The organism is Variovorax sp. 10L421, assembly GCF_056395365.1.
Window position 1 is genome coordinate 235,640 of record NZ_JBFTJJ010000001.1, and the last position, 26,182, is coordinate 261,821.

A 26,182-nucleotide genomic window follows, 5' to 3' on the forward strand; every position below is an offset into this window, starting at 1 on the left:
ATGGCCCGGCAAGGCGTCAGCAGGGAAGACCGACTACAGCCGTTGACATCGAACCCTGATATCTTTGAGAGGCTTCCACGAACAAACAGGAGTTCCCCCATGGCCAAAGCGCCGGCGCATGCCTTTGCGTCCACCCTCAAGACCTTCAAGACCGCATCGGGCAAGTCCGGCAAATACTGGTCCCTGAAGGAACTGGCCAAGCAGTACCCGACCATCGACCGCCTGCCGGTTTCCATCCGTATCGTGCTCGAATCGGTGCTGCGCAATTGCGACGGGCAGAAGGTCTCGGCCAAGCATGTCGAAGAGCTGGCCCACTGGGCGCCGAACGCCGAGCGCACCGACGAGATTCCTTTCGTCGTCACCCGCGTGGTGCTGCAGGACTTCACCGGGGTGCCGCTGCTGGCCGACCTGGCCGCCATGCGCAGTGTGGCCGCCAAGCTCGGCAAGTCGCCCAAGACCATCGAGCCGCTGGTGCCCGTCGACCTGGTGGTCGACCACTCGGTCATGGTCGACTACTACGGCACGCCCAAGGCGCTCGACCTGAACATGAAGCTGGAGTTCCAGCGCAATAACGAGCGCTACCAGTTCATGAAGTGGGGCATGCAGGCCTTCGACACCTTCCGCGTCGTGCCGCCGGGCTTCGGCATCGTGCACCAGGTCAATCTCGAATACTTCGCCCGCGGCGTCTACAAGAGCCCGGGCGACGCGAACGACGTGCCCACCTACTATCCCGACTCGCTGGTCGGCACCGACAGCCACACGACCATGATCAACGGCATCGGCGTGGTCGGCTGGGGCGTGGGCGGCATCGAGGCCGAGGCAGCCATGCTGGGCCAGCCGGTCTACATGCTCACGCCCGACGTGGTGGGCTTCGAGCTCACCGGCAAGCTGCGCGAAGGTGTGACGGCCACCGATCTGGTGCTGTACGTCACGTCCATCCTGCGGGCCGAGAAGGTCGTGGGCAAGTTCGTCGAGTTCTTCGGTCCCGGCGCGGCTTCCATCGCCGTGCCCGACCGCGCGACCATCGGCAACATGGCGCCCGAATACGGCGCGACCATGGGCTTCTTCCCGGTCGACGACATGACCGTGGCGTACTTCGAAGGCACCGGCCGCACCAAGGAAGAGGTCGAGCGCTTCGCCGCCTACTACAAGGCGCAGGGCCTGTACGGCATGCCCAACCCGGGCGACATCGACTACACGAAAATCGTCAGGCTCGACCTCGGCACCGTGTCCCCGAGCCTGGCCGGCCCGAAGCGCCCGCAGGACCGCATCGACCTTGGCCACCTGGCCACCAAGTTCTCCGAGCTCTACAGCAAGCCCAACGAAGCCAACGGCTTCAACCAGCCGGCCGACAAGCTCAAGCTGCGCTATCCGCTGAGCGTGAACGGCGTGCGCGGCGACGACGAAGCCGCGGCGCCGCCGCCCGGTGCGCCGCGCGACGTGATCGAGATGGTGGCCAACCGCTCGACCCACGCCGCGGCACACACCAGCGCCACCGCACCGCCGGCGCCCAAGGGCGAAGTCACCATCGGCAACGGCGACGTGCTGATCGCGGCCATCACCTCGTGCACCAACACCTCGAACCCGAGCGTGATGCTGGCCGCCGGCCTGCTCGCGAAGAAGGCGGTGGAGGCAGGGCTCACGGTCAAGCCGCACGTCAAGACCTCTCTGGCGCCCGGCTCGCGCATCGTCACCGAATACCTGGAGAAGGCCGGCCTGCTGCCGTACCTCGAGAAGCTCGGCTTCTACCTCGCGGGCTACGGCTGCACCACCTGCATCGGCAACGCCGGCGACCTGACGCCCGAGATCAACGAGGCCATCACCAAGAACGACCTGATCGGCGCGGCCGTGCTGTCGGGCAACCGCAACTTCGAGGCGCGCATCCATCCGAACCTGAAGGCCAACTTCCTCGCCTCGCCGCCGCTGGTGGTGGCCTTCGCCATCGCGGGCAACGTGATGACCGACCTCATGACCGAGCCCGTGGGCAAGGGCCGGAACGGCAAGGACGTGTACCTGGGCGACATCTGGCCGACGCCGAAGGAAATCGACGAGAACCTGCGCTACGCGATGAATGCAAAATCGTTCCGCGAGAACTACGACAAGGTCAAGACCGACCCGGGCAAGTTCTGGAGCAGCATCGAGGGCACCAACGGCCAGGTGTACGACTGGCCGAAGTCGACCTACATCGCCGAGCCGCCGTTCTTCGAGGGCTTCAGGATGACGCCGCACGCGTCGGACGCGGGCTTCAAGGGCGCACGCGTCATGGCGCTGTTCGGCGACTCGATCACCACCGACCACATCTCGCCGGCCGGCTCCATCAAGGAAAGCTCGCCCGCGGGCATCTGGCTCAAGGCGCATGGCGTGGCCAAGGCCGACTTCAACAGCTACGGTTCGCGCCGCGGCAACCACGACGTGATGATGCGCGGCACCTTCGCCAACGTGCGCATCAAGAACCTGATGATTCCGCCGGACGCCAACGGCACGCAGGAAGAGGGCGGCGTCACGCTGTTCCAGCCCGGCAACGAGAAGATGTTCATCTACGACGCCGCCATGAAGTACATGGCGCAGGGCGTGCCGACGGTGGTGTTCGGCGGCGAGGAATACGGTACCGGCTCCTCGCGCGACTGGGCGGCCAAGGGCACCCAGCTGCTGGGCATCAAGGCCGTGGTGGCGCGCAGCTTCGAGCGCATCCATCGCGCCAACCTGGTCGGCATGGGCGTGCTGCCGCTGCAGTTCCGCGGCGCCGATTCGTGGCAGACGCTGGGCCTCACCGGCGACGAGAAGATCGACGTGGTGATCGGCAGCGAGCTGAAGCCGCAGATGGACGTGAAGCTGGTCGTGCACCGCGCCGACGACACGCATCAGGAGGTGACGGTGCGCCTGCGCATCGACACGCCGATCGAGGTCGACTACTACAAGCACGGCGGCATCCTGCCCTTCGTGCTGCGGCAACTGCTGGAATAGCACGGGCTTGTTTCCCCGAGAGGCCTTTCTTCTTCCATGCTCCGCATCGGCCTCATTTCCGACACCCACGGGCTCCTGCGGCCCGAGGCCGTCGCTTTCCTGAAGGGCAGCGACTTCATCGTGCATGGCGGCGACATCGGGAGCGTCGGCATCCTCGAAGCGCTCGCGGCCATCGCGCCGCTGACGGCCGTGCGCGGCAACAACGACCGCGAGCCCTGGGCCGAGGTGATCGCTGAAACCGAACGGCTGGCGTTCGGCGATGTGCAGCTCTATGCCATCCACGACCTCGCGCAGCTCGGCATCGACCCGTCGGCGGCCGGCGTGCGCGTGGTCGTCTCGGGCCATTCGCACCAGCCGAAGATCGCGGAGCGCGGCGGCGTGCTGTACGTCAACCCGGGCAGCGCGGGCCCGCGCCGGTTCAAGCTGCCCATCGCCGTGGCCGAACTGCTGATCGACGGCGATGCCGTCACCGCGCGCGTCGTCGAACTGGCCGCTTGAGCCCCGCACGGGGCGGCCGAACCGAGCGAAAACCCCCCGATTTGCCGGGCTTCCATGCTTTTGAGGGGGTTGGTCAGGTTTTTGTGAGTGAGAATTGCTAGCATCTAGCCTTTGCTTACCGGCGCGCCCGATATTCCGGGCGTCATCTCACCGTGCGAACCATCGATTTCGGCGCAGCACCGACCACCGCCGTCGCCCTGCGCCTCGACCAGCTTCCGAACAACCAGTGGGCGACCGTGCTCGACGTGGCGCGCCCCGAGGATGCGGACGGCCGCGAACTGGTCCTGCGCCTGACGGAAATCGGCTTCGTGCCCGGCGAGGCCGTGCGCATCGTCGCCAGCGGCATCCCGGGCCGCGAACCGCTGGCGGTCCGCCTCGGCCACACCACCTTCGCACTGCGCCGCCACGAGGCCGCGCTGATCCACGTCACGCCGGGAGCCGCCAACCATGGTTGAAGCCGTCATCCAGGGTCCCGGGCGCCTCGCGCCTACCGCTCAGCCCGGCCGTATCGCCTTGCTGGGCAACCCCAACTGCGGCAAGACCGCGCTGTTCAACCTGCTCACCGGCAGCCGCCAGAAGGTGGCCAACTACGCCGGCGTGACGGTCGAGCGCAAGGAAGGCACGCTGCGCACGCCGTCGGGCCGCCGCGTGTTCGTGCTCGACCTGCCGGGTGCCTACAGCCTGAACGCGCTGAGCGCCGACGAGGCCGTCACCCGCGACGTCGTCACCGGCCGGAGCAAGGAAGCCTTGCCCGACCTGCTGGTGTGCGTCACCGACGCCACCAACCTGCGCCTGAACCTGCGGCTGGTGCTCGAGGCCAGGCGGCTGGGCCTGCCGATGGTGGTGGCGCTCAACATGACCGACATGGCCAGGAAGCAGGGCATCGCGGTCGACACGGCGGTGCTCTCTCGCGAACTGGGCGTGCCGGTCATCGAGACGGTCGGCGTGCACAGCGGTGGCGCGCAGGGCCTGCTCGAAGCGCTCGACACGCCCGTGGCCGCCGCTGCGCCGCGGCCCTGGCAGGCACCGGGGCTCGACGACGTGCTGGCCACGCAGCGCGAGGTGCGCCGCATCCTCGGCCTGGCGGTGAAGGAGCCGGCGGGCAGCCTCGCCACCAGCGACCGCATCGACCGCGTGGTGATGCATCCGCTGTGGGGCATGCTGGTGCTCGCCGTCACCATGTTCCTGATGTTCCAGGCCGTGTTCAGCTGGGCCAATGTGCCGATGGACGCCATCAAGGCCGGCACCGAGGGGCTGGGCAGCCTGCTCAAGGCGCACATGCCGGAGGGCATGCTGCAGAGCCTGCTGGTCGACGGGGTCATCGCCGGCGTGGGCGGCGTGATCGTCTTCCTGCCGCAGATCCTGATTCTTTTCCTCTTCATCCTCGCTCTGGAAGACTCGGGCTACCTGCCGCGTGCGGCCTTCCTGCTCGATCGCGTGATGGGCACCGTGGGCCTCTCGGGCCGCTCGTTCATTCCGCTGCTGTCGAGCTTCGCCTGCGCCATTCCCGGCGTGATGGCCACGCGCACCATCAGCAACTGGCGCGACCGCATCACGACCATCATGATCGCGCCGCTCATGACCTGCTCGGCGCGGCTGCCGGTGTATGCGCTGCTGATTGCGGCCTTCATTCCGGCGCGCACGGTGGGCGGCGTGTTCAACCTGCAGGGCGTGGTGCTGTTCGCGCTGTACGTGTTCGGCATCGTCTCGGCGATGGCCGTGGCCTGGGTGATGAAGCGCTTTCGCGACAGCACCTCGCATTCGCCGCTGCTGATGGAGCTGCCCGCCTACCGCTGGCCGAACCCGCGCAACCTGGCGCTGGGCCTGTACGAACGGGCTTGGATCTTCATCCAGCGCGTGGGCACGATCATCCTCACGCTGACCATCCTGCTGTGGTTCCTGTCGACCTTCCCCTCGCCGCCGGAAGGCGCGACCGGGCCGGCCATCCAGTACAGCCTGGCCGGCATGATCGGCCGCGGGCTGGAGCACATCTTCGCGCCCATCGGCTTCAACTGGCAGATCTCGATCGCGCTGGTGCCGGGCATGGCGGCGCGCGAGGTGGCCGTGGGAGCGCTCGGCACGGTGTATGCGCTGTCGGCCACGGGCGACGACGTGGCGGGGCAGCTGGAGCCGCTGATCGCGGGCAGCTGGTCGCTGGCTACCGCGCTGTCGCTGCTGGTCTGGTACGTGTTCGCACCGCAGTGCATCTCGACGCTCGCGGCCGTGAAGCGCGAGACAGGCTCGTGGAAGTACGTCTGGATCATGGCCGGCTATCTCTTTGCGCTGGCCTACATGGCGTGCTTCATCACCTACCGCGTTGCACTGGCACTCGGAGCGGGGTAAAAAAGCAAACCCCCAGGCTTGCCCACTTCGTGTGGCTGCCCACCCCCTTGCAGGGGGGCAATACCGGCGGCCCGGCGAAGCCGGTTCCGCGGTATTCCCCGCGGTATAGGCTTCGGGATTGGAGTATTTGAGATATGACGCAACAACTGATCGTCGGATTGATCGTCGCGGCAGCCGCGCTCTATGCGGTCTGGCGCTGGATGCCCGCGGGCTGGCGCCGCGGTGCGGCGCAGAAGCTCGCGGCCGGTACGCACCGCGCGGGCTGGGTCGACGAAGTCCGCGCGAAGGAGCTGGCCGCCTCGCTGGCAAAGACCTCGGGCTGCGGCTCTTGCGACAGCTGTGGAAGCTGCGCTCCCAAGACTCCCCTGAAGCAACCCGAAGCCGACCAGGGCGCTATCGCGCCGTCGTCCACGCACGGCCGCTGAGCCGATGCCCGCGCACATCCTCGTCGCCGGGGGCGGCATCGGAGGGCTGGCCGTTGCGCTGGCGCTGTCCCGCCAACGGCACCGGGCCGACGTCTTCGAACAGGCCGCGGCTTTCGGCGAAATCGGCGCCGGCGTGCAGCTCGGCCCCAACGCCACGCGGCGCCTTCAGCAACTCGACCTGGGCTCCGGGCTCGCGGCCATTGCGGCGCGGCCCGATGCGCTCGCGGTGCACAGCGCCGAAGGCGGCTCGGAGCTGGCTCGCATGCCGCTCGGAGACGCCATGCAGCAGCGCTACGGCGCTCCCTATTTCTGCGTGCACCGCGCCGATCTGCACGGCCTGCTGCTCGATGCCGTACGCGCACGCGGCACCGGCACGCTCGTCACCGCGGCGCACATCACGCAGGTGGAAACCAGCGACGACCTCGTGTGCCTGTCGAGCACCGATGCGCGCGCCTGGGAAGGCGAAGCCGTCGTCGGGGCCGATGGCCTATGGAGCATGGTGCGGCAGGAGCTCGACTCCGCGTCTGCCGCGCAACCGCCGCGCGTCACCGGCCACACGGCCTGGCGCGCCATGGCCGAGCAGGCGAGGCTGCCCGCTGCATTGCGCCGCCGGCAAGTCGACGTCTGGCTCGGCCCGCGCCTGCATGCGGTGGCGTACCCGGTGCGCGGCGGCGATTGGCTCAACGTGGTTGTCATCGCCGAGTCCGCCCCCGCAGGCGATGCGCGCGACTGGGACCAGGCCGTCAGCATCGCCGCGCTGAAGCAGGCCATGGGCCGCAGCTGCGCGGGCCTGCAGGCGCTGCTCGACGCCATGCCCGGCTGGCGCGCGTGGTCGCTCGGTGACCGCGCACCCCTGAGCGGCGCGGCCGACATGGCGCACGAGCGCATCGCGCTGGTAGGCGATGCGGCGCATCCGATGGTGCCGTACCTCGCGCAGGGCGCGGGCATGGCCATCGAAGACGCGGTGGCGCTGGCCGATGCGCTGGGCGACGGCAGCGCCGCCGACGTACCCGCCGCGTTCGCGCGCTATGCCGAGGCGCGCTGGGCACGCAATGCGCAGGTGCAGGCGCGTGCGCGCCGCAACGGCGAGATCTTCCACGCCACGGGCGCAATGCGGTTGGGGCGCGACATGGCGATGCGCTTGTTGGGAGCAAAGCTGCTCGACCAGCCGTGGCTGTACGGCGGTTGATGCTTGTGTCCCCCGGGGTGCGTGCACAGGCCACGCATCACGCAAGGAGAGCTCGTTTCACAGCTGAAAAGTCTGCAGGTGCTCGATGCGCTCTGCAAGCCCTTCCTGCCCCAGGTAGTGGCCGTGCTTGTCGGCGAGCGTGGTCTTCAGTTCGAGCAGCATCGCATCGCGGTCCGCGGTGAAGGCCGGCTGCACGTCGATGCCCGCCCGCGCACAGGCATCCGCGATCAGGTGCGCGCTCGCGGGCGCACCGCAGGCCGCGCACTTGACGATCGCAGCCACGTTGGGCTCCGCGCCGTTGGCCAGCAGCGCGCTCGTGAGTTCGGGCGCGATCTGTCCATCGATGTTGCGCAGTGCATCGGCCGCCACCGGCGCACCCGCACGCACCAGTGCCGCGGCCGCGGCGAAAGCGCCGTGCCCCACAGCGACGTCGGTCGCGAGCGCGCTACCTTGCAGCGGGCCGTCGAAGTCCACGCCCGCGGCGGCGAGCTCGGCGACCAGCTCGGCATCGTCGGTCGCGATGGCATGGCGCAGCGCCACGCGTGCAAGCGAGGGCTGGTGGCGCAGCGTGCCCGCGGCCAGTGGCGAGCGCCAGTCGGCCACGGCACGGGAATAGAAGGCCACCAGCTTGTCCATCAGGTCAAGGTCGAGTCCGTGCTCCTCGTGGCGGTCGTCGAGGTATTCGAGCAGCGTCTGCCCCGAGAAGTAGTCGCCCGTGGGAGCCAGCGGGTCTTCTTCCAGGTGCAGAGCCGCGAAGGCACCCATGAGGTCGGGCGCGATGGTGTTCACGCTGTCTTCGTGCAGCGCATGCGTCCATGCCGGCGGCAGGCCCTTCTTCCAGGCGATGACCTGCCCGTGCCCGGCGCCGGGCTCCACCACCGCGTAGATGCGGTCGGTGTATTCGAAGCCGCCGAAAGGCAGGTGCGTGAGCTTGCCGCTCCACGCCGTGCCGCCTTCCTGCGCGGCTTCCTCGGCCAGTTCGAGTTCGTGCGCGATCCAGCCCTGCAGGTCGTGGTAGCCGTCGCTGCCGTTCCAGAACAGCTCGTTCCAGCTGATGGCTTCGAGATTGCCGTTCATCTCGAGCGACAGGTCGTAGTCGAGCCGCCCGCCCGCGGTCTGCAGCCACAGCGCGAGCAGCGCTTCGGGGACCGGGCCCGCGCACTGGGCTTGCACGGCATCGATCTGCTGCCGCGGCATCGGCGGCTGTGCGTCGAAGATCACGCGGTCGGCGAACAGCACGACGCCATGTTCGCGCAAGGTGGAAAGCTCGTCGGGTGTGAACCGGATGTCGTTCATGGCGGTGGCCTCCGTTGTTTCCAAAAATGTAGCGCTTTGCGCCAGCGGAGCAATCCGGACCACCCCAGCTTTATTAGGGCGTTTGCGTGGCTTGTGCGCCTACAGATCGGTGCGCAGCTTCCAGATCTCGGGAAACAGCACCACGTCGAGCATCTTGCGCAGGTAGCTCACGCCGCCCGTGCCGCCGGTGCCGCGCTTGAAGCCGATCACACGCTCCACCGTCGTCACGTGGCGGAAGCGCCAGAGGCGGAATGCATCTTCGAGGTCTGTGAGCTTTTCGCCGAGCTGGTACAGATCCCAGTGATCGTGCGGGTTCCGGTAGACCGTGAGCCACGCGGCTTCGACGCCGTCGCTCGCCTCGTAGGGCTGGGTCCAGTCGCGTTCCAGCCGATCGGCGGGCACAGGAAGGCCGCGGCGCGCCAGCAGGCGAAGCGATTCGTCGTACAGGGAGGGGGCGCGATAGGCCGCCTCGACCTGCGCGAGCAGGTCGGCACGGTGCGCGTGCGGCTTGAGCATGGCGGCGTTCTTGTTGCCGAGCGCGAACTCGATGCAGCGGTACTGCGCGCTCTGGAAGCCGCTGGAGTTGGCGAGGTAGGGGCGCATCGCCGTGTACTCGGGCGGCGTCATGGTCGAGAGCACGGTCCATGCGCTCACCAGCTGTTCCATGATGCGGCTCACGCGCGCGAGCATCTTGAAGGCGTCGGCCAGCTTCTCGTCGGCGATGCAGCCGATGGCCGCGCGCAACTCGTGCAGCATGAGCTTCATCCAGAGTTCGCTGGTCTGGTGCTGCACGATGAACAGCATCTCGTCGTGCGCGGGCGATAGCGGGTGCTGGGCGTTGAGGATCTCGTCGAGGTGCAGGTAGTCGCCGTAGCTCATGGACTTGCTGAAGTCCAGTTGCGCCTTTTCTTCGTGTACGATTTTTTCGGTGCTCATGATGTTTGCTGGTTGGTCATCGCCAGACCACGGCGGTGTAGGAGGGGAGGCCCATGCCGGACTCTTTCCTGGGGTAGACGAAGCGCACGGCTTCGTCCTTGCGCTTGAACTGCTGGTAGGTTTCGCCGCCCGGGATGCGGCCTTTCTCGGCCGGGGCGTAGCCGGCGTTGCGCACTTCCTTCACGAGGCGATCGAAGGCGGCCTTGTCGGTCAGCGAGAGCTGGATGCTGTTCTCGCTGCCGCGGCTTTCCACATAGGTGGACTTCATGAGATGCGTGGTCTGGCCGTCGACGAACTTCTCGTACTCGATCATGCTGACCTCGTCGGTCACGGTCTTGTCGGCATACGAGAAGCCCTGGCGCTTGATCTCCTGGCGGAAGGCGTCGGGCGACAGGACGACGAAGGCCTTCAGTTGCGGCAGCGTGAAGTTCGGCTGCTGTGCAAGGGCGGGGGCTGCCGCCATCAGCAGCGTGGCGGAAAGAGCGAGCAATGCGTGTTTCATGATGCGGCGCCGCTCAGGTGACGGCGTTCTTGCGGTTGAACTCTTCGCGCTTCCACTCGCCCGTCTCGAGCACCTGCACGAGGTGTTCGACCGAATTCCACACGTCCTCGAAGCCGATGTACAGCGGCGTGAAGCCGAAGCGCAGGATGTCGGGCATCTGCGAGTCGCCGGCGCGGTAGTCGCCGATGACGCCGCGCGCGATCAGCGCCTGCACGATGGCGTAGGCGCCTTCTTCACGGCTCAGGCAGACCTGCGAGCCGCGTTGGGCGTGATCGCGTGGGGTGATGAGCGAGAGGCCCTGGCCGGCGCAGCGTTCTTCCACCAGCTTGATGAAGAGATCGGTCAGCGCGAGCGACTTCGTGCGCAGCGCTGCCATCGCGCCGTGATCGCCGTTGAAGGCTTCGGCCGCGAGCACGGTGTCGAGACCGCATTCCAGGCCCGCGAGCGCGATGATCGGCTGCGTGCCGCAGAGATACCGCCCGACGCCTGGGGCCGGGCGATAGTGCGGCGTGAACTCGAAGGGCGCCGCGTGGCCCCACCAGCCCGACAGCGGCTGCTCGAACTGGCCCGCATGCTTCGTGTGCACCCATGCGAAGGCCGGTGCGCCGGGGCCGCCGTTGAGGTACTTGTAGCCGCAGCCGATCGCGTAGTCGGCGTTGCTCTCGTTGAGTGCGACCGGCACCGCGCCCGCGCTGTGAGCGAGGTCCCACACCGTGAGCGCGCCCGCGGCGTGCGCGGCGGCGGTGACGGCTTTCATGTCGTGCATGGCGCCGGTGCGGTAGTTCACGTGCGTCAGCATCAGCACGGCCACTTCGTCGGTCAGAACGTCCGGCAGTTCGCTCGCATCGATCAGCTTGAGCGTGAAGCCGCGTTCGCGGCACAGCGACTCGGCGATGTAGAGGTCGGTCGGAAAGTTGCTGCGTTCGCTCACCACCAGCTTTCGGCCACTGTCCTTGTGCTGCGACAGCGCAGCGAACAGCACCTTGTAGAGATTGACCGAGGTGCTGTCGGTGCACACCACTTCGCCGGGCGCGGCGCCGATCAGTCGGGCTACCTTGTCACCCAGGCGTTGCGGCAGGTCGAACCAGCTTGCGGTGTTCCACGAGCGGATCAGGCCTTCGCCCCATTCCTTCGTCACGACTTCGGCGATGCGCGCCGCGGCGGCCGTGGGCATCACGCCGAGCGAGTTGCCGTCGAGGTAGAGCACGTCCTCGGGAATGGTGAATTGGTCGCGCAAGGCGCGCAGCGGGTCTTGCGCGTCTAGCGCGCGGCAGTCTGCAAGGGTCGTCATGTTGGAGTTTTCAGCGGGGGAGTTCGCGCAGGACCGCGCGAACGGGGGATGCATCGGCGCTGACCAGCTTGAGCGGCAGCGCGATGAGTTCGTAGTCGCCTTCGGGCACGTCGTCGAGCACGAGGTTCTCGAGCACGCGCAGGTCGAGGCGGCGGATGCGTTGGTGGCTTTCCAGCGTCTTGCTGTCGGCCGGGTCGATGCTGGCGGTGTCGATGCCGATCAGCTTCACGCCCATGGCCGCGAGGCGCTCGACGGTGGCGGGGGCGTAGGCGGCAAGCCGAGGGTCCCATCGGTCCACCGGCATGGCGGTGTAGGTGCGCACCAGCACGCGCTGCGGCAGGTCGCTGTCGACGGCGTGGGAGATGTGCTCCCATTCGATCAGCGGGCCCTTGTCGATCGCATGAATCACGCGGCAGGGGCCGAGGAAGGGCGTGAGGTCGACGTCGCCGATGGTCTGGCCTGCGGGGTCGTAGTGCAGCGGCGCATCGGCGTGCGCGCCGACGTGGGGCGAGAGCTTGATCTCGCTGACGTTCACCGGGCAGTCCGGCGAGATGGTCGCTGCCCAGCGCTGCTGGTAGGGCGTATCGCCGGGAAACACCGGCGTGCCTTCATGCACGGGCGGCGAGATGTCCCAGATTCGGGGGCGGGGTTGCTTTGAACGCATGGCGCGAAGTTAGCGCCCGGCGAGCGGTCGTGGTGTCGGTTATTTCCAACACCTTATGTGACGAGTTGAAGCCGTCAATGAAGCGGCGACAGCGCGGGCAGTCCGTGCCGGGCGCGCGCCCGCTCGCAGGCGTCGCTGCCGGCCTGCAGCTCGTGGCACGGATTGGGGCGCCATTCGTAGATGCCGCAACCCACGGCCTGGCCGATCTTGCCGGTGAGCGCTGCGCAGCGCATGGGCGTGTGGTCGGTGCCGCGCATGCGGCAGATGGCGTCGTTCACCTCGACCGCGAGGCCGGAAGGCACGCTGCCGCCGTTGTCGTCGAGCTCATGGACGCTGAAGTCGACGCGGTAGCTGGCGCAGCAGGCGCCGCATTGCTGGCAGTCATTCATGGCAAGTCCCAGTTGACGATCTGTCTCAGGAACACCGCTGAACCGGCTTTGCCGGGCCGCAGGTGTTGCCCCCGGCGAGGGGGTTGGCGAAGCGACACGAAGTGTGCGCAGCCTGGGGGAGTGTCTATAACCTGCCGAGGAGCAGGAACTCCATCAGCGCCTTCTGCGCATGCAGCCGGTTCTCGGCCTCGTCCCACACCACCGACTGCGGCCCGTCGATCACTTCGGCCTGCACTTCCTCGCCGCGGTGCGCGGGCAGGCAGTGCATGAAGAGGGCGTCGGGCTGCGCGATGCGCATCATGTCCTCGTCGACGCACCAGTCGGCAAAGGCCTTGCGGCGCGCCTCGTTCTCGGCCTCGTAGCCCATGCTGGTCCAGACGTCGGTGGTGACGAGGTCGGCGCCGCGGCAGGCTTCCATCGGGTCCTGGAAGACCTTGTAGCTGTCGCCCGAGCGAATGCCCGCGATCGACTGGTCGACCTCGTAGCCGCTGGGCGTGCTCACGTGCACCGTGAAGCCCAGGATCTCGGCCGCCTGCAGCCAGGTGTTGGCCATGTTGTTGCCGTCGCCGACCCAGGCCACGGTCTTGCCCTTGAGGCACGAAAGTGCATCGCCTCCCGCGTCGCGCGAACCGCGGTGCTCGATGTAGGTGAAGATGTCCGCGAGGATCTGGCAGGGGTGGAATTCGTTGGTCAGGCCGTTGATGACCGGAACGCGCGAGTGCGCGGCGAAGGCGTCGATCTTGGTCTGCTCGTACGTGCGGATCATCACGAGGTCGACCATGCGGCTGATGACCTTGGCGCTGTCCTCGATGGGCTCGGCGCGGCCCAGCTGGCTGTCGCCGGTGGTCAGGTGCACCACGCTGCCGCCGAGCTGGTACATGCCGGCCTCGAAGCTCACGCGGGTGCGCGTGCTGGCCTTCTCGAAGATCATGGCCAGCGTGCGGTCGACCAGCGGCTGGTGCTTCTCGTAGGTCTTGAACTTCTTCTTGATGATCGCCATGCGATCGAAGAGGTAGGCATATTCGTCGGCCGTGAAGTCCGAGAACTGCAGGTAGTGGCGGATGGCGTTGGGGGTGGCGGCGGTCGTCATTGCGCTGCAGGCTCCGACAGGAAGGTTTTCACGATCGGCGCGAGGATGGCGACGATCTCGTCGGCTTCGGCCGTGGTCAGGATGAGCGGCGGCACGAGGCGGATCACCTTGTCGGCCGTCACGCTCAGCAGGAGGCCGGCGTCGCAGGCGCGGTTCAGGATCACGCCGCAGGGGCGGTCGAGCTCGATGCCGAGCATCAGGCCCTGTCCGCGGATTTCCTTCACGCCCGGCAGGCCGCCGATTTCGCGCTCCAGCGCGGCCTTCAGGTGGGCGCCCACGGTGGCAGCGTTCTCGAGCAGCTGGTGCTCTTCCATGATGCGGATGGTCTCGATGCCGGCGCGCATCGCGAGCGGGTTGCCCCCGAATGTGGTGCCGTGGTTGCCGGGCCCGAAGATGTTGGCGGCCTTGGGGCCGGCCACCACGGCGCCGATCGGCACACCCGAGCCCAGGCCCTTGGCCAGCGGCATGACGTCGGGCTTGATGCCCGCCCACTGGTGGGCGAACCATTTGCCGGTACGGCCCATGCCGCACTGCACCTCGTCGATCATCATGAGCCAGTCGCGCTCGTCGCACAGGGCGCGCACCTGCTTCAGGTATTCCCAGCGCATCGGGTTGATGCCGCCTTCGCCCTGGATGGTTTCGAAGAACACGGCCACAACATTGGGGTTGCCTTCGGTGGCCTTCTTCAGTGCCTCGATGTCGTTCAGCGGCACGCGGATGAAGCCCTCGACCAGCGGGCCGAAGCCGGCCTGCACCTTGGGATTGCCGGTGGCCGAGAGGGTGGCGATGCTGCGGCCGTGGAAGGCGGCTTCGTAGACGACGATCTCGGGGCGCTCGATGCCCTTGTCATGGCCGAACTTGCGGGCCAGCTTCAGTGCGGCTTCGTTGGCTTCGAGACCCGTGCAGCAGAAGAACGCGTTGGTGAGGCCCGAGATTTCGGTCAGCTTGGTGGCGAGCTGCTCCTGGCCGGTCACGTGGTAGTAGTTGGAACTGTGGATCAGCTTGGTCAGCTGGTCCTGCAGGGCGGGCACCAGCTCGGGGTGGTTGTGGCCCAGGGTGTTCACTGCGATGCCGCCGAGGCCGTCGATGTAGGCCTTGCCCGTGGTGTCCCAGACTCGGCAGCCCTGGCCGTGCGACAGCGCGATCGGCAGGCGACCGTAGGTGTTCATGACGTGGGGCGAGGTGGGCTGGGCGGTAGCGCTCATTCGGGTTCTCCAGATAGGGAACGCGGATTCTAGGCGTGCGGTTTGACGGCTTCGTTGAGGATTGCGCATTACAGCAATGCCCCGTGTTCAGGATGCAAAAAGTGCCGCGGATAGAATCGCTTGCTGCACCGCAGCACCTGCTCCGGTCGCCTCATTCAACGATGATTTCCTCCACTGCCAAAGAAATCTTCATCCAGGGAATTACCAAGGATGGCCGGACCTTTCGCCCGAGCGATTGGGCCGAGCGCCTGGCCGGCGTCATGAGCTCTTTTCGCCCCGGCGGCGCCTTTCCGGGCAGCTACCTGAGCTATTCGCCCTGGTGCGTGCCGACGACCATCAACGGCGTGAAGTGCGTGGTCGTGAACCGAGCGCTGCGCGACGCCGAGCCCATGGCTTGGGACTTCTGTGTGAATTTCGCCAAGGACAACGATCTGCAGGTCGCCGAAGCCTGTCTGGTTCCCGACACCCCACCCCCAAAGGCCTGACCGGCCTTTTTTCTTGTCCGTCCCCTGGCTTCATGAACCAGCCGGGCATGAAAAAACCGCCCGAAGGCGGTTTTTTACTCTTTGCTGCAGCGCACCCCGTTCAAACGGCGGACCGGAGGATTCCGATCCGGGCTTGCCTGACAGGTGTCAGGCGGCGGCCTTTTCAGGCGCCAGGGCGAGGGCCTTGACCTTGGCCGACAGGCGGCTCTTGTCGCGGGCGGCCTTGTTCTTGTGGAAGATGCCCTTGTCGGCGACGGTGTCGACGATGCTCTGGGCCTTCGCGAACAGTTCGCTTGCCTTGGTCTTGTCGCCAGCCAGAACAGCCTTTTCGACGTTCTTGACAGCGGTACGGTATTTGGAGCGCAGCGAGGTGTTCGCAGCGTTGAGCTTGGTGTCCTGGCGGACGCGCTTACGGCCGGAGGCGAGGCGCGGGTTCTTCTTCTTGGGCTTGGCGGATGCCATATTTAATGTTCCTTAGGTGTCTGAGGATGATGCAGCAAAGCCCTCGATTATAGGCCGGGTTGCCTTTTCCGCCGAATCGGCCCGTTTCAGGGGTTTGGCGGGCCCTACACTCGGCCCCCGTGTCCCTGCTCAAATCCGCCTCCACCGTCTCCCTGCTGACCCTCGCCTCGCGGATCACGGGCCTCGTGCGCGACGTGCTGTTTGCCTCGGTTTTCGGCGTCAGCGCGCTGACCGACGCGTTCAACGTCGCATTCCGCATCCCCAACCTGTTCCGGCGGGTCTTCGGCGAAGGCGCCTTCAGCCAGGCCTTCGTGCCGGTGCTGGCCGCGCGCAAGGCCGAAGCCGGGGAGGAGGGCGCCAGGCAGCTCATCGACCACGTCGCCACGCTGTTGACCTGGACGCTGCTGGTCGTCTGCGTGGCAGGCGTGGCCGGCGCGCCCCTGCTGGTCTGGGCCATGGCCAGCGGGCTGCCCGGCTTCGACGCCGCCATCGTCATGACGCGTTGGATGTTCCCGTACATCGGCTTCATGTCGCTGGTGGCGCTGGCGGGCGGCATTCTCAACACCTGGCGCAAGTTCGCGGTGCCGGCGGCCTCGCCGGTGCTGCTCAACGTGGCGCTGATCCTGTCGATTCTGGTCGGGGCGCCGCTTTTCCGGCACTGGGGCATCGAGCCGATCTATGCACAGTGCGTGGGCGTGATGGTGGGCGGCGTGCTGCAGCTTGCGCTGCAGATGCCGGCACTGCGCAAGCTGGGGCTGATGCCGCGCGTGGGAACCAGCCTTCGGGCGCTGCGCACCGCCTGGACCGACCCGAACACGCGCAAGGTGCTCAGGCTGATGCTGCCCGCGCTGCTGGGTGTGAGCGTGGCGCAGATATCGCTGCTCATCAACACGCAGATCGCCTCCCACCTGGCGGTGGGCAGCGTCACCTGGATCACCAACGCCGACCGGCTGATGGAGTTTCCCACCGCGATGCTCGGCGTGGCGCTGGGCGTGGTGCTGATGCCGCAGCTGGCCGGCGCCCGCGCCGCCAAGGACGACGCGCGCTATTCCTCGCTGCTCGACTGGGGCCTGCGCCTCGTGGTGCTGCTGTCGGCGCCGTGCGCCGTCGCCTTGCTGCTGTTCGCAAAACCGCTGGTGGCGGTGCTCTTCCACAACGGCGCCTACTCGGGAGAGGACGTGGGCCGCACCACCCTGGCGCTGATGGGCTACGGCGTCGGGCTGGTCGGCATCGTGGCCGTGAAGGTGCTGGCACCCGGCTACTACGCCAAGCACGACACGCGCACGCCGATGCTCATCGCCGTGGGCGTGCTGGTGCTGACGCAGATCCTCAACATCTTCCTGGTGCCGGTGCTGCAGCACGCGGCGCTGACCCTGACCATCGCCATCGGCGCGCTGGTCAACTCGACGTGGCTGCTGGTCGGCCTGGTGCGCCGCGGCAGCTACAGGCCCGAGCCGGGCTGGGGCAGGTTCGCGCTGCAGGTGCTGGCCGGCACGCTGGTGCTGGCGGGCCTGTTGGTCTGGGGCTCGGCGCATTTCGACTGGATCGCTCTGCGCGACCAGCGCCTGCTGCGCATCGGCCTGCTCGCCGCGCTGATCGCCGGCGCCGCGCTGCTCTATTTCGCCGTGCTGGCGGCGGTGGGTGTGCGGCTGCGCAGCTTCGTTCGCCGCTGAACCCTCGCGCGCAGGCGCCGCAATCCGCACGTGTCCCGCCTTGACGCACCTGGCGGGCTCCTCTACAAAGACACATGACGTTCAGCTTTCAGGTTCCCACCGCACTGGAGTATTTCGAATCGCTGGTCTGCAGCGACGATCACTTTCCGCTGCTCGAAGCGGCCGCCAGCCTGGCGCAGGACGAATACCCCGAACTCGATGTGCAGCAGGTGCTGGGCGATGTCGACCAACTCCTCGCCCGCCTCAAGCGCCGCCTGCCGGCCGACGCCGCGCCACTGGCCCGCCTGCGCGCCCTGAACCAGTTCTTCTTCAACGACCTGAGCTTCGGCGGCAACGTCAACGACTACTACGACCCCGACAACAGCTACCTGAACGCCGTGCTGCGCACCCGCCGCGGCATTCCGATCTCGCTGGCCGTGCTGTGGATGGAGCTGGCGCAGGGCCTGGGCCTGCAGGCGCGCGGCATCGGCTTTCCGGGGCATTTCATGCTCAAGGTGACGCTGCCCAAGGGGCAGGTGGTGATCGATCCCTTCACCGGCAAGTCGCTGTCGCGCGAGGAACTGGGCGAGCGGCTCGAGCCCTACAAGCGCAGCAACGGCCTCGTCGGCGATTTCGACGTGCCGCTGGGCCTGTACCTGCAGCCTGCCAGTCCGCGCGAAATCATCGCCCGCATGCTGCGCAACCTGAAGGAAGTGCATCACGCGCAGGAAGACTGGCAGCGCGTCATCGCCGTGCAGGACCGCCTGATCGCGCTGCTGCCCAGCGCCTGGGGCGAGTACCGCGACCGCGGCGTCGCGCACGCCGAACAGGGCAACACGACGCAGGCCGTGCGCGACCTGGAAACCTACCTGGCGAAGGCCGAGGACGCCCTCGACATCGACGCGATTGCCGAGCGCGTCGCCACCCTTCGCCGCACGGCCAATTGAAATGGACGCGAAGGCCGGTGTGAGCCCGGCGCCCGATCTGGGCACCCTGCATGAATTCCATGGCGTTCAGCCGGTGCTGCCGGTGTCGGATGTCTCGCGCGCCGCGCGCTGGTTTCGCGACGTGCTGGGCTTCGAGCTCGATTTCATCGCGGGAGAGCCGCCCAGCTACGCCCGCGTGAAGAAGGGCGACCGCAGCTACGGCGACCCGGTCTACCTGCGGCTGTGGCAGTGCAACGCGCGCGAGGCCAAACCTTGGCGCGGCGAAATCGTGATCCACGTGGGCAAGGACATCGACGGGCTGCATGCCGCTTACGTGAAGCGCGGCGTGACGATCATCGAGCCGCCGGTCTCCCAGCCTTGGGGACTGCGCGAATTCGCGATCCGCGAGCCCGACGGGCATGTGTTGCGCTTCTGCGGCTACCTGCCCTGAAGCCTCGAGTTTCTGAAGCACAAAATTACAAATAGATCGACGCGAGCGTGTCGATCCGTCTTCCGCTCGTCCGACGTGTGAACAGGAGCAGGCAAATTCCATCGAGCCGCTCCCAAGCTCATCAACCTTCAGGAGAAACGACATGCGATTCATGATTCTGGTCAAGGCCAACGCCGATTCCGAAGCCGGCGTGATGCCCAGCACCGAAATCCTCACGGCCATGGGCAAGTTCAACGAGGAACTGGTCAAGGCCGGCGTGCTGCTGGCTGGCGAAGGCCTGCACCCCAGCTCCAAGGGGGTGCGCGTGCGCTGCGAGGGTCCGGCCAAGCGCACCGTCATCGACGGCCCCTTCGCCGAGACCAAGGAGCTGCTGGCCGGCTTCTGGCTGTTCCAGTGCAAGTCCAAGGAAGAAGCCATCGAATGGATCAAGCGCAGTCCGTTCCAGGAAGGCGAGATCGAGATCCGCCAGGTGTTCGAGGCGGCCGACTTCGGCGACTCGATGACGCCCGAGCTGCTCGCCCAGGAAGACCGCCTGCGGGCCGAGACCGAGGCCCGCGCCAAGGCCGGCGGCTGAAGCGGCCGCCAGCACAACGCAACCGGACCTACCCAAGGAGACGCACCATGCGATTCATGCTGCTGATGATTCCCCACGGCTACGAAACCGCCGCGCCCGGCACCATGCCCGACGACGTCGAGGCGGTGTCGGCCATGATGGCCTACAACGAGTCGCTGCAGAAAGCCGGCGTGCTGATCAGCTGCGACGGCCTGCATCCCCCCTCGATGGGCGCGCGTGTGAGCTTCAAGGACCGCAAGCCCACCGTGGTCGACGGCCCCTTTGCCGAGGCGAAGGAAGTGCTCGGCGGCTTCTGGATCATCGACGTGCCCTCGCGCGCCGCCGCCATCGAATGGGCCAGCCGCTGCCCGGGCGGCGACAACGAGGTCATCGAGGTGCGCCAGATCCAGGAGATCGGCGACTTCCCGGCCGACGTGCAGGCCGTGGCCACCGAATTCACGTCGATGCAGACGGTGAAGAAGACCGGCGCATGAGCCACGGCGAGGGCCGCGCGGACACCACCGCCATCCGCCGCACCATCGAGGCGGTATGGCGCATCGAGTCCGCGAAGATCATCGCCACTGTCGCGCGCATGGTGCGCGACGTGGGGCTGGCCGAAGAGCTGGCCCAGGACGCGCTGGTCTCGGCCCTCGAGCAATGGAGCGAATCGGGCGTGCCCGACAACCCGGCGGCCTGGCTCACGGCAGTGGCCAAGCGCCGCGCCCTCGACCGCCTGCGCCACCTGCAACTGGCCGAACGCAAGGCCGGCGAGATCGGCCGCGAACTCGACGCCCGGCACGACATGGCGCAGCACGATTTCGCCGAGGCGGTCGATGCCGCGCTCGACGACGACATCGGCGACGACCTGCTGCGCCTGGTGTTCACCGCCTGTCACCCGGTGCTGTCGACCGAGGCGCGCGTGGCGCTCACGCTGCGGCTGATGGGCGGCCTCACCACCGGCGAGATCGCTCGCGCCTTCCTCGTGCCCGAAGCCACCGTGGCGCAGCGCATCGTGCGCGCCAAGCGCACGCTGGCCGAGGCGCGCGTGCCTTTCGAGGTGCCGCGCCGGCACGAGCTCGAGGCACGGCTCGCCTCGGTGCTCGAAGTGCTCTATCTGATCTTCAACGAAGGCTATTCGGCCACCGCCGGCGACGACTGGATGCGTCCGGCGCTGTGCGACGAAGCGATGCGCCTGGGCCGCATCGTGGCCGAGCTGGTGCCCGGCGAATCCGAAGTGCACGGCCTCGTGGCGCTGATGGAAATCCAGGCCTCCCGCACCGCCGCGCGTGTGGGTGCCTCGGGCGAACCGGTGCTGCTGCTCGAACAGAACCGGGCGCGCTGGGACCAGATGCTGATCCGCCGCGGCCTCGCGGCGCTCACGCGCGCCGAGTCGCTCGGCGGCGCGCTCGGCCCCTATGCGCTGCAGGCGGCCATCGCCGCCTGCCACGGCCGCGCGCGCACCGCCGACGAGACCGACTGGGGCCGCATCGCCGCGCTCTACGACGCGCTGGCCGAGCTCACGCCGTCGCCCATCGTCGAGCTCAACCGCGCGGTGGCGCTGTCGATGGCCTTCGGGCCGGCTGCGGGGCTCGAGGTGGTCGACGCGCTCGTGGACGAGCCCGCACTCAAGGGCTACCACCTGCTGCCGACCGTGCGCGGCGACCTGCTCTTCAAGCTCGGCCGCCGCGACGAGGCGCGCAAGGAATTCGATCGCGCGGCTTCGCTCACCCGCAACACGCGCGAACGGGCGCTCCTGCTGGCACGTGCGCGGGCGTGCACCCTGAACTGAGCGCCTGCCGAAGCTGCGGCAGCCTGGGCGAGAGGAAAATGCGCGCCATGCGCCGCACCCCTGCCTTCCGTTTCCTGTGCATCCTTGGCCTGACCTTGCTGTCGGCCGCATCGGCCTGTGCCCAGTTCGATCCCGCCAAGGTGTGGGTCGAACCGCCGGCCATCGCGGCGCGCTTTCCCGATCCAACCGTGAGCTACGCCACGCCGGGCTTTCGCGCCGGCCGCACCGATTTCGCTTCGCACGCCGAGGTGCTGGCCTTTCTCGATGACCTGGCGCGCCAGTCGCCGAACGTGCGCGTCGAACGCCTGGGCGTGTCGCAACAGGGGCGCGAGATGCCGCTGGTGCTGCTTGCCGACCAGGGCCGCGTCGATCCTGCGCGGCCCACCGTCATGGTGATCGGCCAGCAACACGGCAACGAGCCAGCCGGCGGCGAAGCGGTGCTGGCCCTGGCGCAGCAGTTCGCCAGCGGGCCGGGCGCGGCGCTGCTGCAGAAGGTGAACCTCGTCCTGCTGCCGCGCGGCAACCCTGACGGCGCGGAGCACTTCACCCGCGTCACCGCCAACGGCATCGACGTGAACCGCGACCACCTGTTGCTGCGTACGCCCGAGGCCCGCTCGATCGCGGCCGCCACCCTGCGCTTTCGGCCGCAGGTGGTGCTCGACCTGCACGAGTTCACCGTCGGCGGCCGCTGGATCGACAAGTTCGGCGCGGTCATGAAGTACGACGGCCTGCTGCAGCCCGCCACCGTGGGCAACCTCGACGCCGCCATTGCCGCGAGCGCGCAGCGCGACTACATCGACGCCATCCAGGCCGCGTTCACGCAGGCGGGGCTGCAGGGCTTCAAGTACCACACCACTTCTGGCGGCAAGAGCGCCGACCGCACCGTCTCGATGGGCGGTGTGCAGCCCGACACCGGCCGCAATGTGAGCGGCCTGCATCAGGCCGTGAGCCTGCTGCTGGAAGTGCGGGGCGTGGGGCTGGGCCGCGCGCATTTCGCCCGTCGCGTGTACACGCAGGTGCTGGCCGCCACCACCGTCATCGAGACGGCGGCGCGCCAGGGCCCGGCGCTGATGCAGCTCACCGCGCAGGCCGGCCAGCGCGCCAAGGCCGACGCCTGCCACGGAGACCTCGTGGTCGAGGCCTGGCAGACGACGACGCGCCAGCGCCTGGACTTTCTCGACGAGAAGAGCGGGGAAGAAAAGGCGGTCGACGTCGAGTGGCGCGCGGCCGAGCCGCTGAAGGTCGCCAATGCGCGCCCGCGCCCGTGCGGCTATCTGCTGGCGGCCAGTGAAACGGTGGCCGTGCAGCGCCTGCAGATGCTGGGCGTGCGCGTCGAGCGCATCGACAGCGCCGCGCCGTGGCAGGTCGAGCGCTACGAGATCCTGTCGCAGAGCGACGGCCAGCGCCAGGACGCGCGCGGCGCCATCGAGGACGGCGAGGCGATCCGCACCTTCCGCGTGCGGCCAAGGATGGGGCGTGCCGTGATGCCGCCGGGCAGCTTCTATGTGTCGCTGGCGCAGCCGCTGTCGCCCTTGGTCAGCGCCGCGCTGGAGCCCGATTCGCAGAACAGCTATGCGGCCAACCGCCTGCTGGAGATCGGCGACGACAAGCTGCTGCGCGTGACCGGCCCCGCGCCTGCGGGCGTCTGGCACTGAGCGCCCCGGGGCGCAGCCCGAACACCCGTCAGGTTTTCAGCGGCGTATTCGCCTCGGACGGCGAACCCGGCAAGCCGAACTGGTGCCACGCGCGACGCAACTGCGTATCGGAGCCGAAGCCCGACAGTTCCGCCGCTCGCGTGACGTTCGCACCCGAGGCCAGCGCCAGTTGCGCGGCCGCCAGCCGCAGCCGGCGCAGGTACGCCAGCGGCGCCACGCCCGCATGCTCGACGAACAGGCGCGTGAGATGCCGCGCCGAGGTGTGCGCCACCTCCGCCATGCGCGGCACGCTCCACTCGGCCTGAGGCTGTTCGCTGACCGCGTCCTGCACCCGGTGCAGCGCGGCATGCAGATGGTTGCGGTAGGCGAGAAAGGGCGACAGCTCCGGATCGTTCGGGCCGCGCCGCAGCGCCACCACCATGGTCTGCGCCACCTGGGCCGCGAGGGCTTCGCCGCAAATCTCGCCGATGCGGTGCAGCACGAGGTCGATGCCGGTCGTGACGCCCGCGCTGCTGTAGAGCGGCGGGTCGATCACGAAGACGCGGTTGGCCACCACGTCGCAGCGTGGCTCCACCGTGCGCAGTTCGTCCAGGTGATGGTGGTGTGTGGTGGCGCGTCGGCCCGCGAGCGCGCCGGCATGCGCCGCAAGCACGGCGCCGGCGCAGATCGTCACCAGCTCCAGCCGGCTGCGCTCGAAGCGCAGGCCGCGCAGCCAGTGCAACAGGTCTTGCGCCTCGGGATTGTCGATGGCGATGCTGTTCCCGGGCAGGCCGACCAGCACTACCCAGGCCGGGCCGTCCCACCGCGTGGGCAGCGACGCCAGCCCGGTGAGCGCAACGCCGACCGAGCTGAGGGAATCGGGCCGGGGGCTCGCGAACTCGAGCGTGAAGCGCTCAGGCTGGCCCGTTGCGCGCAGCCGCTGGTTGGCGATGCGCAGGGCCTCGGCCGGCCCGGCCCAGTCGAGCACCAGGCTGCCGGGCAGGAGCGCGAAGACTACGCGGATGGGCTGTTGCTGCTGTTGTGGGTCCATGCGTAGTCCATCTGGCGCGCGGTGCGCTCGGCCAGTTCGCGTCCGGCCAGGCGTTCGACCAGGTGCAGGCTCATGTCTATGCCCGCGCTGATGCCGGCCGAGCTGACGATGCGGCCGCTGTCGACCCAGCGCACGCCTTCGCGCACATCGAGTCGCGGAAACTGCGCGCGCAGGTCGGCGATGTCTTCCCAGTGCGTGGTGACCGCTTGGTGCGTGGCCACGCCGCTCTTCGCGAGCAGGAAGGCGCCGGTGCAGACCGATGCCACGAGCTGCGCGTCGGCTGCGCTTTTCGCGATCCAGCGCAAGGTGTCGGGGCTGGCCATCGGCACATCGACCACGCCGCCGGGAACGATCAATACGTCGGCTTTCGGGCTGCCTTCGAGCGTTTGGTCGGCCAGCAGGCGAAGGCCCGCGCGCGCCTGCACGGGCGATGCCTGTGCGACCGGGGCCACCTCGAACGGCGCGGCCGTGCCGGGCTGCATCCGTTGGCTGACGCGGCTGGCGGTGGTGAACACCTCGAAGGGACCGGCAAAGTCGAGTGCTTCGACGCCGTCGTAGGCCAGGATCAGCACGCGCAGGCTCATGCGCTTGCCTCCGCGCCGGCGCGTTCCAGCGCCTGCGCCACGCTGCAGACCGTCGCGAACCGGCCGTGCAGCACGGTGGCGGTGCGCGCCTTGATGTCGGCGGCGGCCAGCGGCCGGCCGTCGGGCTGGGTCATGTCGAAGGTCAGGGTGGCGTCGGTCACGTAGTCGACTTCCCAGCCCAGGTCCGAGGCATGGCGTGTGGTGGTTTCGCAGCATTGCTCGGTGCGGATGCCGCTCACGATGAGCCGGCCGATGCCGTTCTGCGTGAGCCAGATGTCCAGTCCGCTGTTGACCAGCGCGCTGTGGCGGTGCTTGGTGAAGGTGGCCGCGGCCTCGAAATCAGCCAGGCCTTCTATGGGCCGGATGTGGCCCGATTCGACCGCGAAGGGATTGCTCGCGTCGGCCGGTTCGTCGACGTGGAAGACCCGCACGATCGGCGTGCCGGCAGCGGCGCAGCCTGCGATGAGCGTGTTCTGCGCGGCGAGGTAGGGAGCGGCCTGGCGTTCGTCCCAGTAGGGGCGCTGGCGAAACGACGCCTGGGCGTCAATCACAATCAGACAGGTTTTCATGGCGGTGGCTCGCAAGGGCGGAATGAATGATGCGCCTATTCTTGTGCGTTGCCAGCCCAGGGTCCGTTCGGGAGCGGACCAGAATCGATCAGATCAGGACATCGCCGGGTACCGTCTTTTCAGACCAGCGCCGCCGCCTGCAGCTCTTTCTTCAGGTACGCGTAGTACAGCGGCGCCGCCACCAGCCCGGCCGGCCCGAACACCGCCTCGGCCACGAACATCACGGCCAGCAGCTCCCACACGCTCATCTGCGTGCGCGCGCCGACCACCTTGGCGTTGATGACGTACTCGGCCTTGTGGATCACGATCAGGAAGATCAGGCAGGCCAGCGCCGTGACCGGCGACACCGAGAGGCCCACCAGCGTGATCACCGAGTTGCAGACCAGGTTGCCCACGATCGGCACCAGTCCGGCCAGGAAGGTGAGGGTGATGAGCGCCGGCGTGTACGGCAGGTGCGCGCCCCACAGCGGCATGACGAACAGCAGGAAGATGGCGGTCAGCAGCGTGTTGAAGGCCGCAATCCAGAACTGGGCCGCCACGATCTGGCCGAAGGCCTCGCCGAAGGTCTGCACGCGCTGGTGCAGCTGCTCGGCCAGCGGCATCCGGCGCAGCGGCGCGTGCGACACGGCGGCCAGGCTGCCCACGATCAGGCCCACGTACGAAAACAGGATGCCGTGCAGCCAGGCCCGCCCGGCCACGGCGAGCGAACCGGCCTGCGCGCGCAGGTAGTTGGCGATCACGCGCTGGATTTCGGCGGCGCCCTCGGGCAGGTAGACCGCGATCTCGACCGGCAGCTTGGAGCGCAGCTCGAGCACCGTGCGCGCCGTGTAGTCGAGCAGCTCGCGGTACTGGTCGGGCGCGTCGACGATGTATTCGCGGGCCTGCGACAGCAGCAGCGTGATCAGCGCAATCGGCCCCACCAGCACGACGACGACAGCCAGCACGCGGGCCCAGCCGTCGGTGCGCTGGCTGGGGGCCGGATTGCGCCGCGTGTCGCCAGCCAGCAGCCGCGCGAACCACCGCGTGGCCAGGAAGCCGATGCACACGCAGAGCAATCCTGGCAGCAGGTGCTCCCACATCACCAGCATCAGCGTTCCCAGCATCAGCAGGTAGCTTGCGATCGTCACGCCGCGCGAGGCCGTGGCGCGGTGGATGGGGACCGTCGGAACGGCGGTGGTGACGGGTTGCGGCTTCTTGGCCATCCGGGGGTGTCAGGCGCTCTGTTCGGGAAAGT

Annotated in this window: 27 protein-coding genes; 14 read left to right on the plus strand and 13 right to left on the minus strand. The window is 68.1% G+C overall.

Annotated features, from left to right (window positions below; genetic code table 11):
• Positions 1 to 99 precede the first annotated feature (99 nt).
• The 6 genes from AC1DFC_RS01105 to AC1DFC_RS01130 all read left to right on the plus strand — a co-directional run bounded on the left by AC1DFC_RS01105 (position 100) and on the right by AC1DFC_RS01130 (position 7,419).
• Positions 100 to 2,964, plus strand: coding sequence for an aconitate hydratase (locus AC1DFC_RS01105; protein ID WP_007831367.1), 2,865 nt, complete (start codon positions 100 to 102; stop codon positions 2,962 to 2,964).
• A 36-nt stretch (positions 2,965 to 3,000) separates the two neighbouring features.
• Positions 3,001 to 3,462: a metallophosphoesterase family protein gene (locus tag AC1DFC_RS01110; RefSeq protein ID WP_478178570.1), complete on the plus strand. Its 462-nt coding sequence runs from the start codon at positions 3,001 to 3,003 to the stop codon at positions 3,460 to 3,462.
• A gap of 152 nt (positions 3,463 to 3,614) precedes the next feature.
• Positions 3,615 to 3,917, plus strand: coding sequence for a FeoA family protein (locus AC1DFC_RS01115; protein ID WP_007831365.1), 303 nt, complete (start codon positions 3,615 to 3,617; stop codon positions 3,915 to 3,917).
• The gene (gene feoB, locus AC1DFC_RS01120) at positions 3,910 to 5,805 is read left to right on the plus strand and encodes a ferrous iron transporter B (protein ID WP_007831364.1); all 1,896 of its coding nucleotides are present in this window, start codon (positions 3,910 to 3,912) and stop codon (positions 5,803 to 5,805) included. Before AC1DFC_RS01115 ends, feoB begins: the two co-directional genes overlap by 8 nt.
• Before the next feature lie 134 nt (positions 5,806 to 5,939).
• The gene (locus AC1DFC_RS01125) at positions 5,940 to 6,230 is read left to right on the plus strand and encodes a DUF6587 family protein (protein ID WP_007831363.1); all 291 of its coding nucleotides are present in this window, start codon (positions 5,940 to 5,942) and stop codon (positions 6,228 to 6,230) included.
• 4 nt (positions 6,231 to 6,234) lie between these two features.
• Positions 6,235 to 7,419 (plus strand): FAD-dependent monooxygenase, encoded by a 1,185-nt coding sequence (locus AC1DFC_RS01130; RefSeq protein WP_478178571.1) that lies wholly within the window; start codon positions 6,235 to 6,237, stop codon positions 7,417 to 7,419.
• A 57-nt stretch (positions 7,420 to 7,476) separates the two neighbouring features.
• Here AC1DFC_RS01130 and AC1DFC_RS01135 read toward each other — a convergent pair whose 3' ends face one another.
• The 8 genes from AC1DFC_RS01135 to AC1DFC_RS01170 all read right to left on the minus strand — a co-directional run bounded on the left by AC1DFC_RS01135 (position 7,477) and on the right by AC1DFC_RS01170 (position 14,792).
• Positions 7,477 to 8,715 (minus strand): SMI1/KNR4 family protein, encoded by a 1,239-nt coding sequence (locus AC1DFC_RS01135; protein ID WP_413331389.1) that lies wholly within the window; start codon positions 8,713 to 8,715, stop codon positions 7,477 to 7,479.
• A gap of 99 nt (positions 8,716 to 8,814) precedes the next feature.
• On the minus strand, positions 8,815 to 9,651 hold the full coding sequence (gene kynA / locus AC1DFC_RS01140; protein ID WP_007831360.1) for a tryptophan 2,3-dioxygenase: 837 nt from the start codon (positions 9,649 to 9,651) through the stop codon (positions 8,815 to 8,817).
• Positions 9,652 to 9,667: 16 nt separating this feature from the next.
• Complete coding sequence (locus tag AC1DFC_RS01145; RefSeq protein WP_478178572.1) at positions 9,668 to 10,153, minus strand: hypothetical protein; 486 nt, start codon at positions 10,151 to 10,153, stop codon at positions 9,668 to 9,670.
• A gap of 13 nt (positions 10,154 to 10,166) precedes the next feature.
• Positions 10,167 to 11,444 carry a kynureninase gene (kynU, locus tag AC1DFC_RS01150; protein ID WP_042673085.1) on the minus strand — a complete coding sequence of 426 codons (1,278 nt, stop codon included), beginning with the start codon at positions 11,442 to 11,444 and terminating at the stop codon, positions 10,167 to 10,169.
• A 10-nt stretch (positions 11,445 to 11,454) separates the two neighbouring features.
• On the minus strand, positions 11,455 to 12,108 hold the full coding sequence (kynB, locus tag AC1DFC_RS01155; protein ID WP_478178573.1) for an arylformamidase: 654 nt from the start codon (positions 12,106 to 12,108) through the stop codon (positions 11,455 to 11,457).
• Between the two features lie 74 nt (positions 12,109 to 12,182).
• Positions 12,183 to 12,497: a YkgJ family cysteine cluster protein gene (locus AC1DFC_RS01160; RefSeq protein WP_007831354.1), complete on the minus strand. Its 315-nt coding sequence runs from the start codon at positions 12,495 to 12,497 to the stop codon at positions 12,183 to 12,185.
• Positions 12,498 to 12,621: 124 nt separating this feature from the next.
• On the minus strand, positions 12,622 to 13,587 hold the full coding sequence (gene argF / locus AC1DFC_RS01165) for an ornithine carbamoyltransferase (RefSeq protein WP_056510143.1): 966 nt from the start codon (positions 13,585 to 13,587) through the stop codon (positions 12,622 to 12,624).
• Positions 13,584 to 14,792, minus strand: a complete 1,209-nt coding sequence (locus AC1DFC_RS01170; protein ID WP_007831350.1) for an aspartate aminotransferase family protein — start codon at positions 14,790 to 14,792, stop codon at positions 13,584 to 13,586. The genes argF and AC1DFC_RS01170 overlap by 4 nt, the downstream gene beginning before the upstream one ends.
• Before the next feature lie 161 nt (positions 14,793 to 14,953).
• Here AC1DFC_RS01170 and AC1DFC_RS01175 point away from each other — a divergent pair, with 161 nt between their 5' ends.
• Positions 14,954 to 15,277, plus strand: coding sequence for a DUF3579 domain-containing protein (locus AC1DFC_RS01175; protein WP_007831348.1), 324 nt, complete (start codon positions 14,954 to 14,956; stop codon positions 15,275 to 15,277).
• Positions 15,278 to 15,424: 147 nt separating this feature from the next.
• On the opposite strand, the gene rpsT is transcribed toward AC1DFC_RS01175, so the two are convergent.
• The gene (gene rpsT / locus AC1DFC_RS01180) at positions 15,425 to 15,739 is read right to left on the minus strand and encodes a 30S ribosomal protein S20 (RefSeq protein WP_007831346.1); all 315 of its coding nucleotides are present in this window, start codon (positions 15,737 to 15,739) and stop codon (positions 15,425 to 15,427) included.
• Between the two features lie 119 nt (positions 15,740 to 15,858).
• On the opposite strand from rpsT, the gene murJ reads away from it, so the two are divergent.
• The 7 genes from murJ to AC1DFC_RS01215 all read left to right on the plus strand — a co-directional run bounded on the left by murJ (position 15,859) and on the right by AC1DFC_RS01215 (position 22,765).
• Positions 15,859 to 17,412 carry a murein biosynthesis integral membrane protein MurJ gene (murJ, locus tag AC1DFC_RS01185; protein ID WP_478178574.1) on the plus strand — a complete coding sequence of 518 codons (1,554 nt, stop codon included), beginning with the start codon at positions 15,859 to 15,861 and terminating at the stop codon, positions 17,410 to 17,412.
• A gap of 74 nt (positions 17,413 to 17,486) precedes the next feature.
• Positions 17,487 to 18,338 carry a SirB1 family protein gene (locus tag AC1DFC_RS01190; protein ID WP_007831342.1) on the plus strand — a complete coding sequence of 284 codons (852 nt, stop codon included), beginning with the start codon at positions 17,487 to 17,489 and terminating at the stop codon, positions 18,336 to 18,338.
• 1 nt (position 18,339) lies between these two features.
• Complete coding sequence (locus AC1DFC_RS01195; RefSeq protein WP_007831340.1) at positions 18,340 to 18,768, plus strand: bleomycin resistance protein; 429 nt, start codon at positions 18,340 to 18,342, stop codon at positions 18,766 to 18,768.
• 142 nt (positions 18,769 to 18,910) lie between these two features.
• Complete coding sequence (locus tag AC1DFC_RS01200) at positions 18,911 to 19,342, plus strand: YciI family protein (RefSeq protein WP_413313495.1); 432 nt, start codon at positions 18,911 to 18,913, stop codon at positions 19,340 to 19,342.
• A 47-nt stretch (positions 19,343 to 19,389) separates the two neighbouring features.
• Complete coding sequence (locus AC1DFC_RS01205) at positions 19,390 to 19,815, plus strand: YciI family protein (RefSeq protein WP_007831336.1); 426 nt, start codon at positions 19,390 to 19,392, stop codon at positions 19,813 to 19,815.
• Positions 19,812 to 21,110 carry an RNA polymerase sigma factor gene (locus AC1DFC_RS01210; protein ID WP_478178575.1) on the plus strand — a complete coding sequence of 433 codons (1,299 nt, stop codon included), beginning with the start codon at positions 19,812 to 19,814 and terminating at the stop codon, positions 21,108 to 21,110. Before AC1DFC_RS01205 ends, AC1DFC_RS01210 begins: the two co-directional genes overlap by 4 nt.
• A gap of 47 nt (positions 21,111 to 21,157) precedes the next feature.
• The gene (locus AC1DFC_RS01215) at positions 21,158 to 22,765 is read left to right on the plus strand and encodes a M14 family metallopeptidase (RefSeq protein WP_478178576.1); all 1,608 of its coding nucleotides are present in this window, start codon (positions 21,158 to 21,160) and stop codon (positions 22,763 to 22,765) included.
• A 28-nt stretch (positions 22,766 to 22,793) separates the two neighbouring features.
• Here AC1DFC_RS01215 and AC1DFC_RS01220 read toward each other — a convergent pair whose 3' ends face one another.
• From AC1DFC_RS01220 to AC1DFC_RS01235, 4 genes are all read right to left on the minus strand, one after another.
• Positions 22,794 to 23,795 (minus strand): GlxA family transcriptional regulator, encoded by a 1,002-nt coding sequence (locus tag AC1DFC_RS01220; protein WP_007831333.1) that lies wholly within the window; start codon positions 23,793 to 23,795, stop codon positions 22,794 to 22,796.
• Positions 23,759 to 24,379 carry a DJ-1/PfpI family protein gene (locus tag AC1DFC_RS01225; RefSeq protein WP_413313487.1) on the minus strand — a complete coding sequence of 207 codons (621 nt, stop codon included), beginning with the start codon at positions 24,377 to 24,379 and terminating at the stop codon, positions 23,759 to 23,761. Before AC1DFC_RS01225 ends, AC1DFC_RS01220 begins: the two co-directional genes overlap by 37 nt.
• Complete coding sequence (locus AC1DFC_RS01230) at positions 24,376 to 24,948, minus strand: cysteine hydrolase family protein (RefSeq protein WP_413313485.1); 573 nt, start codon at positions 24,946 to 24,948, stop codon at positions 24,376 to 24,378. The genes AC1DFC_RS01225 and AC1DFC_RS01230 overlap by 4 nt, the downstream gene beginning before the upstream one ends.
• Positions 24,949 to 25,067: 119 nt before the next feature.
• Entirely contained in the window at positions 25,068 to 26,150 is a 1,083-nt protein-coding gene (locus AC1DFC_RS01235) for an AI-2E family transporter (RefSeq protein ID WP_007831328.1), read from the minus strand.
• Between the last annotated feature and the right edge of the window lie 32 nt (positions 26,151 to 26,182).

What these genes read in the sequence shown, in the direction of transcription:
- AC1DFC_RS01105 (WP_007831367.1), top strand. Translation starts at nt 100, where the DNA reads ATGGCCAAAGCGCCGGCGCATGCCTTTGCGTCCACCCTCAAGACCTTC.
- AC1DFC_RS01110 (WP_478178570.1), top strand. Translation starts at nt 3,001, where the DNA reads ATGCTCCGCATCGGCCTCATTTCCGACACCCACGGGCTCCTGCGGCCC.
- feoB (WP_007831364.1), top strand. Translation starts at nt 3,910, where the DNA reads ATGGTTGAAGCCGTCATCCAGGGTCCCGGGCGCCTCGCGCCTACCGCT.
- AC1DFC_RS01125 (WP_007831363.1), top strand. Translation starts at nt 5,940, where the DNA reads ATGACGCAACAACTGATCGTCGGATTGATCGTCGCGGCAGCCGCGCTC.
- AC1DFC_RS01130 (WP_478178571.1), top strand. Translation starts at nt 6,235, where the DNA reads ATGCCCGCGCACATCCTCGTCGCCGGGGGCGGCATCGGAGGGCTGGCC.
- AC1DFC_RS01135 (WP_413331389.1), bottom strand. Translation starts at nt 8,715, where the DNA reads ATGAACGACATCCGGTTCACACCCGACGAGCTTTCCACCTTGCGCGAA.
- kynA (WP_007831360.1), bottom strand. Translation starts at nt 9,651, where the DNA reads ATGAGCACCGAAAAAATCGTACACGAAGAAAAGGCGCAACTGGACTTC.
- AC1DFC_RS01145 (WP_478178572.1), bottom strand. Translation starts at nt 10,153, where the DNA reads ATGAAACACGCATTGCTCGCTCTTTCCGCCACGCTGCTGATGGCGGCA.
- kynU (WP_042673085.1), bottom strand. Translation starts at nt 11,444, where the DNA reads ATGACGACCCTTGCAGACTGCCGCGCGCTAGACGCGCAAGACCCGCTG.
- kynB (WP_478178573.1), bottom strand. Translation starts at nt 12,108, where the DNA reads ATGCGTTCAAAGCAACCCCGCCCCCGAATCTGGGACATCTCGCCGCCC.
- AC1DFC_RS01160 (WP_007831354.1), bottom strand. Translation starts at nt 12,497, where the DNA reads ATGAATGACTGCCAGCAATGCGGCGCCTGCTGCGCCAGCTACCGCGTC.
- argF (WP_056510143.1), bottom strand. Translation starts at nt 13,587, where the DNA reads ATGACGACCGCCGCCACCCCCAACGCCATCCGCCACTACCTGCAGTTC.
- AC1DFC_RS01170 (WP_007831350.1), bottom strand. Translation starts at nt 14,792, where the DNA reads ATGAGCGCTACCGCCCAGCCCACCTCGCCCCACGTCATGAACACCTAC.
- AC1DFC_RS01175 (WP_007831348.1), top strand. Translation starts at nt 14,954, where the DNA reads ATGATTTCCTCCACTGCCAAAGAAATCTTCATCCAGGGAATTACCAAG.
- rpsT (WP_007831346.1), bottom strand. Translation starts at nt 15,739, where the DNA reads ATGGCATCCGCCAAGCCCAAGAAGAAGAACCCGCGCCTCGCCTCCGGC.
- AC1DFC_RS01190 (WP_007831342.1), top strand. Translation starts at nt 17,487, where the DNA reads ATGACGTTCAGCTTTCAGGTTCCCACCGCACTGGAGTATTTCGAATCG.
- AC1DFC_RS01195 (WP_007831340.1), top strand. Translation starts at nt 18,340, where the DNA reads ATGGACGCGAAGGCCGGTGTGAGCCCGGCGCCCGATCTGGGCACCCTG.
- AC1DFC_RS01200 (WP_413313495.1), top strand. Translation starts at nt 18,911, where the DNA reads ATGCGATTCATGATTCTGGTCAAGGCCAACGCCGATTCCGAAGCCGGC.
- AC1DFC_RS01205 (WP_007831336.1), top strand. Translation starts at nt 19,390, where the DNA reads ATGCGATTCATGCTGCTGATGATTCCCCACGGCTACGAAACCGCCGCG.
- AC1DFC_RS01210 (WP_478178575.1), top strand. Translation starts at nt 19,812, where the DNA reads ATGAGCCACGGCGAGGGCCGCGCGGACACCACCGCCATCCGCCGCACC.
- AC1DFC_RS01215 (WP_478178576.1), top strand. Translation starts at nt 21,158, where the DNA reads ATGCGCCGCACCCCTGCCTTCCGTTTCCTGTGCATCCTTGGCCTGACC.
- AC1DFC_RS01220 (WP_007831333.1), bottom strand. Translation starts at nt 23,795, where the DNA reads ATGGACCCACAACAGCAGCAACAGCCCATCCGCGTAGTCTTCGCGCTC.
- AC1DFC_RS01225 (WP_413313487.1), bottom strand. Translation starts at nt 24,379, where the DNA reads ATGAGCCTGCGCGTGCTGATCCTGGCCTACGACGGCGTCGAAGCACTC.
- AC1DFC_RS01230 (WP_413313485.1), bottom strand. Translation starts at nt 24,948, where the DNA reads ATGAAAACCTGTCTGATTGTGATTGACGCCCAGGCGTCGTTTCGCCAG.
- AC1DFC_RS01235 (WP_007831328.1), bottom strand. Translation starts at nt 26,150, where the DNA reads ATGGCCAAGAAGCCGCAACCCGTCACCACCGCCGTTCCGACGGTCCCC.